Source organism: Prevotella sp. AM23-5 (assembly GCF_003473645.1).
Taxonomy (GTDB): Bacteria; Bacteroidota; Bacteroidia; order Bacteroidales; family Bacteroidaceae; genus Prevotella; species Prevotella copri_A.
The window spans coordinates 1-5,521 of record NZ_QUCG01000119.1 but is presented as its reverse complement, the minus strand read 5'-3'; the positions used below and the strand labels follow the sequence as shown (position 1 = coordinate 5,521).

At 36.9% G+C, this 5,521-nt stretch carries 5 protein-coding genes and 2 pseudogenes; 4 read left to right on the top strand and 3 right to left on the bottom strand.

The window, feature by feature from the left end; all coding sequences use genetic code 11:
* From DW657_RS16525 to DW657_RS16510, 4 genes and pseudogenes are all read left to right on the top strand, one after another.
* Positions 1 to 202, top strand: a pseudogene (locus DW657_RS16525) (hypothetical protein); the annotation flags it as partial.
* A 161-nt stretch (positions 203 to 363) separates the two neighbouring features.
* Positions 364 to 1,344, top strand: a complete 981-nt coding sequence (locus DW657_RS16520) for an IS30 family transposase (RefSeq protein ID WP_117917169.1) — start codon at positions 364 to 366, stop codon at positions 1,342 to 1,344.
* 25 nt (positions 1,345 to 1,369) lie between these two features.
* Positions 1,370 to 2,170, top strand: coding sequence for a 23S rRNA (adenine(2058)-N(6))-methyltransferase Erm(F) (erm(F), locus tag DW657_RS16515; protein WP_118066893.1), 801 nt, complete (start codon positions 1,370 to 1,372; stop codon positions 2,168 to 2,170).
* Positions 2,171 to 2,635: 465 nt separating this feature from the next.
* A pseudogene (locus DW657_RS16510) lies at positions 2,636 to 3,079 on the top strand (hybrid sensor histidine kinase/response regulator); the annotation flags it as partial.
* A 299-nt stretch (positions 3,080 to 3,378) separates the two neighbouring features.
* Here the strand turns inward: DW657_RS16510 and DW657_RS16505 are convergent.
* The 3 genes from DW657_RS16505 to DW657_RS16495 all read right to left on the bottom strand — a co-directional run bounded on the left by DW657_RS16505 (position 3,379) and on the right by DW657_RS16495 (position 5,244).
* Positions 3,379 to 3,921, bottom strand: a complete 543-nt coding sequence (locus DW657_RS16505) for a BfmA/BtgA family mobilization protein (RefSeq protein WP_118066895.1) — start codon at positions 3,919 to 3,921, stop codon at positions 3,379 to 3,381.
* Between the two features lie 113 nt (positions 3,922 to 4,034).
* Positions 4,035 to 4,235, bottom strand: coding sequence for a hypothetical protein (locus DW657_RS16500; protein WP_118066896.1), 201 nt, complete (start codon positions 4,233 to 4,235; stop codon positions 4,035 to 4,037).
* A gap of 28 nt (positions 4,236 to 4,263) precedes the next feature.
* Positions 4,264 to 5,244 (bottom strand): replication initiation protein, encoded by a 981-nt coding sequence (locus DW657_RS16495; RefSeq protein ID WP_032530138.1) that lies wholly within the window; start codon positions 5,242 to 5,244, stop codon positions 4,264 to 4,266.
* Between the last annotated feature and the right edge of the window lie 277 nt (positions 5,245 to 5,521).

Here is a 5,521-nt window from a genome sequence, read left to right as displayed (position 1 = left end):
GCGGTCAGGAAATTTCTATAAGGCAATACGGTTGGGATATATACTTATCTCCATTCTTATCGGATGTATGGCATATAATAGCCTCTATGAATGGCAGGAGATAGAAGCATTAGAACTTGGCAATAAAAAAATAGACGAGCTCCGAAAAGAAATAAACAATATCAATATTCAAATGATAAAATTTTCTCTATTGGGTGAAACTTGAGTTCAAGTTATAAATGCAACTTTTTGGTACAGGATTAATAGCTGCATAAGTAATATTTTTTCAGAGAGAAAAGAGAGACAAATCCCTCTGTTCTCTGCTGAATGGATAATGTTACTATCTTTGTTTTTATTGTCCGTCCAAAGAAATAAAAGTTGTAGATGAGTAAACATATAACCGAAAAGCAAAGGTATGCAATTTCTAAGATGCTGCAAGTTCCTATGAGTAAAAAAGATATAGCTGAAGCTATTGGCGTTGATAAAAGTAGTATCTATAGGGAAATAAAACGCAATTGCGATATTCGTAGTGGAAAATACAACCCTGATCTTGCTCAAAGAAAGGCAGATAAACGTAAGGTTGAAAAGAAGCGAAAGGAGGTGTTTACACAAGCTATGAAGAAGCGTGTAAAAAAGCTTCTACGAAAGGATTTGAGCCCAGAGCAGATAGTGGGCAGAAGCCAAGTAGAAAATATAGCTATGGTATCTCACGAAACTATATATTGTTGGATATGGAATGATAAACGACAAGGTGGGGATCTCCATAAATATCTTAGAAGGCAAGGGCGAAAATATTCAAAGCGTGGTTCTAAAAACGCAGGTAGAGGATTTATTCCCAATAGGGTTGATATTGACCAGCGACCTTCAATAGTAGAGCAAAAAGAAAGATTTGGTGATTTAGAGATAGATACAATTATTGGAAAGAATCACAAAGGTGCTATTCTAACCATTAATGATAGAGCAACAAGCAGAGTCTGGATACGTAAGCTATCAGGGAAAGAAGCCATCCCTGTAGCAAAGATTACAGTATGGGCATTGCGAAAAGTAAAAAACTTAATACACACAATAACGGCTGATAATGGAAAAGAATTTGCAAAACACGAGGATATATCACAAAAACTAGATATTAATTTCTATTTTTGTAAGCCATACCACTCTTGGGAGCGTGGTGCCAATGAAAATACTAACGGTCTTATCAGGCAGTATATCCCAAAGGGTACGGACTTTAGTGAAGTAACCAACAAGCGTATTAAATGGATTGAAAACAATCTAAATAATAGACCTCGTAAAAGACTTGGATACCTCACACCAAACGAAAAATTTAAACAAATTATTAATATGAATTCCGTTGCATTTGTAACTTGAATTCAGCACCTGTAAGAAGTTACTAATGACAAAAAAGAAATTGCCCGTTCGTTTTACGGGTCAGCACTTTACTATTGATAAAGTGCTAATACAAAATGCAATAAAAATAGCAAATATAAGCAGTCAAGATACAGTTTTAGATATTGGAGCAGGCAAAGGGTTTCTAACTGTTCATTTATTAAAAATCGCACATAATGTCGTAGCTATTGAAAACGACACAGCTTTGGTTGAACATTTACGGAAATTATTTTCTGATACCCGAAATGTTCAAGTTGTCGGTTGTGATTTTAGGAATTTTGTAGTTCCGAAATTTCCTTTCAAAGTGGTGTCAAATATTCCTTATGGCATTACTTCCGATATTTTCAAAATCCTGATGTTTGAGGGTCTTGAAAATTTTCAGGGAGGTTCCATTGTCCTTCAGTTAGAACCTACACAAAAGTTATTTTCGAGGAAGCTTTACAATCCATATACCGTTTTCTATCATACATTTTTTGATTTGAAACTTGTCTATGAGGTAGGTCCTGAAAGTTTCTTGCCACCGCCAACTGTCAAGTCAGCCCTGTTAGACATTAAAAGAAAACAGTTAATTTTTGATTTTAAGTTTAAAGCCAAATACTTAGCATTTATTTCCTGTCTGTTACAGAAGCCTGAGTTATCTGTAAAAACAGCTTTAAAGTCGATTTTCAGGAAAAGTCAGGTCAGGTCAATTTCAGAAAAATTCGGTTTAAACCTTAATGCTCAAATTGTCTGTTTGTCTCCAAGTCAATGGAAAAACTGTTTTTTGGAAATGTTGGAAGTTGTTCCTGAAAAATTTCATCCTTCTTAATTCAAAGTTGGGTGATGGTCAAGACGATTTTTCTGGTTTGGTGTCGTCTTTTAAGCTGCCGCATAACGTTTCTCAGCTATACGCAGGCAGGGATTTTAACCACTGGACTTTCTACGAAGAACTGAACTTCAAATATAGCAGTTTCCTGTCCTACGAAGACCGAAACCCCTGCTTGCGTATAGGTGATGTTATGCGGTCGGCTTTCATTTTCTCTTCTTTCTCGTTAATTTGTCAAGCAAAGTTACTAAATTTGCAGTCAAGCAATTTTAATTTTTGAATTATGTATTTCAGTAGACCTTGGACTTCTATCTAAGTGATAGGCAGTCCTGAATAAATTCCAATCAATCTTTTAGGTCAAGACAATCAGTCTATGCTTTGTGTGTGCCGTCATTTGTTTGATGGCATTGCTATGTCATAGTTGCTCTGTCGGGTAATACTGTCTATTCACTTCTCCACGATTTGAATTCAAGTATTCAGCAAACAATACTGGAATGGAACGATAAAGATATCGAGCATTACCATGCACGGCGTATGGCAATGGACAGTATGCTCTGCCGTTTCAAGGCCACCTATCCAGCAGAGCGCATCGATAGTGTGCGCAGTCTTTTAGAGGATAAGGAACGACAGATGTTCCAGATAGTCCGGTTAATGGATGAACAACAATCTATTAACAAGAAGATAGCCAATCAAATTCCGGTTATTGTACAGAAAAGTGTGCAGGAACAGTCCAAAAAGCCAAAACGAAAAGGTTTCTTAGGCATATTCGGCAAAAAAAAGGAAGTAACTCCAGCAGTATCAACCACTATCCTTCATTCGGTCAATAGAAACGTAATCAGCGAACAGAAAGTGCAGGATCGCCAATTGTCGGAACAAGCCGACAGCCTTGCAGCTCGTAATGCAGAACTCAACAGCCACCGCATCAATATTCGCCGTTGAATCTTTTGCTGAAGCAGTTATCAGTTCGCACAAGAATTGAGGGTGAGCATCTATCCAATGATCTTCCCCTATTGCAACAACTGAATGTGAACGTATTTTATCAAGTACATATTCCAAATGTGGTTGCCCATTATTTTTAATGTATTGATAATAAGATTCGCTGTCAAGGCAATCTTGCGCAACAGAAATGTTACTTGATAATATCAAAAGTAACAAGACAAAACATTTTTTAATTGTAAGACTTTTCATTTTTATATTCATTGTATATTAATTTATAGTTCTGTATTTACTTTTATTTTCCCGAATGTTTTCTGTTCATCACGCACCCGGCATAGTTCCCGGTGTGCTTTTTCCTTATACTCCTGAAGAACTTTGATTTCGTTACGTAATCGGTTGTTCTCTTCCTGAAGGAGCTGAAGGTCTTTGGCACGTTCTGTAGCCAGACTTTCTGCCTTCGCCTTTTCTTCTGCTGCCTTTGCGATAAGTTCTGGAGCAGGAAGCTGTTTTGCGGTCTGTTCCCGGACTGCCTGTAGTAGTTGGCGAATCGCTTCTGTTCCTTCATTGCTTGTCTGCATGGTCGCTTTTACTTCATTCAATTCTCCGATGATCTTTTCCAAGGGGGAGTAATCAAGTGCGTTACTCTTCAGGTCGAAACCTGTGCGTTCAAAGTATTCCAGGGCGAGAGAAACGAACTCTTTCCGTAATATGCCGTTTGCCCGGCAGTATATCTCCAGCCGTTCAGATGTTTCTCCGCTTATTGAGATTGTAGTCTTTTCCGGCTTACTTTTGGGTTGTATGGTTACTTTATCTGTCATACCTTAACCGATTGATATAAATATGCTTATAATATGCTTGATATGCTGATTTTATACTTCTTTTTAATTGAATATGCTGTGAATATACTGAATATTCCTGAAATATATTCAGGTTACTTGGCCTTTTCTTCGCTTAAAGTGATATGAGAATCCACAAAGCACCCTCCGAAGCCGGATAAGGCATCAGGTTGCGTGTAAGTGACCGTTACAAGGGTTTGTTCCATGAATGTTTCAATCTTGTCTATAACGGCTTCCATTGGCTTTCCTAAGCCTGTGGCTTCAGCAGATACCAATATCAAATCTCCTTCTTTCATATCGTTGTTTTTTGATTGTGTAACATAATCAAAGTTCTTCCTTGTCTTTTACTTTTCCCTTCAGTGCGTTTATTATATACCCTTTAGGGTTCTTTTTATCCCTTGATTTTCCCTTCAGGGTTGAAAGCTCCAGCATTAAATCAAGTTTCTTCTGTGCATCCCTGAAAAGGTCTATGTTGTTTCTTATTTCCTGGTCTGTGAAAAGAAGCTCTTGCTTTAGATAGTTTCTGATAAGCCTGTCCAGATCCCAGCCCAGACTGACCTGTTTTTGTAGTTCGTGCTTTTCAAGTTCTTCATCCCTGTGTTCCGGTTGGTATTTTGGATACAGTTTCAGTGAATGAAAAGAACGACCCTCTTTCAGAATCTTGTATTCAAACGAATATGGACTTTTTGCGTCCAGTTCTTCTTTAGCTGGGACTATGATTCTTTTTATGAAATCCGGGTTGCGTTTGTATTTGTCCTGTACACCAAACATGATTTTCAGATCCTCTATACTGTAAATCAAAGGCCTTTCTTGACCACTCATGAGTTCATAGAAGCGCATCGAGTACTGACTTGTAAACTCCATGGCCGTTTTAAGTTCATACTTCCTAAAGCCCTTTGAAAAATTAAGTACGGCATTATATACTTCAGGTTGTATTTCAAATCTTACCCAGCCTCTTTTGTAATTGAATTGTGGTTTCTCGATAATACCTATCACCTTCCATATTTGCCCGTCATCGAACTCAAAAGACTTATTTCTAAGGTCTAACAGCGCTTTTTTGACACGGGTATAGTTCTCGTCATCATCGTTGGCTAAAAACGCAGAAATGGGCATTAAAACAACTCTATCATCGTATAACGTCTTTTCTATACGTAGTCCAGGATAAAGCTTTTTACCTTCTATCTCACACTGCATTGCTTCCACAAGCCTGTACAGAATGCGTTTTTCGTACACTGAAAAATCATACTTAGATACAGTCATTAAATAGCTCTGTATCACATCTTTGTTTGTTATTTTTATAGCCATACTCCTTTGTTTTTAAAAAACGACAAAATGAATGTTCGCAAATATAGAAATTAAAAACGACATTTAAAAATGTATGTCGTCGTAAACATTCAAAAAGTCGTTTTTTAAGGCGAAAAAAACATTCAAAAAGTCGTTTATAACATTCAAAAAGTCGTTTTTCGAGCGTTTTTACTCTTTATAACGATTTGTTATTCAGTATTTTATAAATGATTTTTCAAAAGTTGATAAGCATATAATAAGCAATGCTTAAACAATACTCTGTTAATTCTTATGTAAT

What these genes read in the sequence shown, in the direction of transcription:
- DW657_RS16500 (WP_118066896.1), bottom strand. Translation starts at nt 4,235, where the DNA reads ATGAAAGAAGGAGATTTGATATTGGTATCTGCTGAAGCCACAGGCTTA.
- DW657_RS16495 (WP_032530138.1), bottom strand. Translation starts at nt 5,244, where the DNA reads ATGGCTATAAAAATAACAAACAAAGATGTGATACAGAGCTATTTAATG.
- DW657_RS16520 (WP_117917169.1), top strand. Translation starts at nt 364, where the DNA reads ATGAGTAAACATATAACCGAAAAGCAAAGGTATGCAATTTCTAAGATG.
- DW657_RS16505 (WP_118066895.1), bottom strand. Translation starts at nt 3,921, where the DNA reads ATGACAGATAAAGTAACCATACAACCCAAAAGTAAGCCGGAAAAGACT.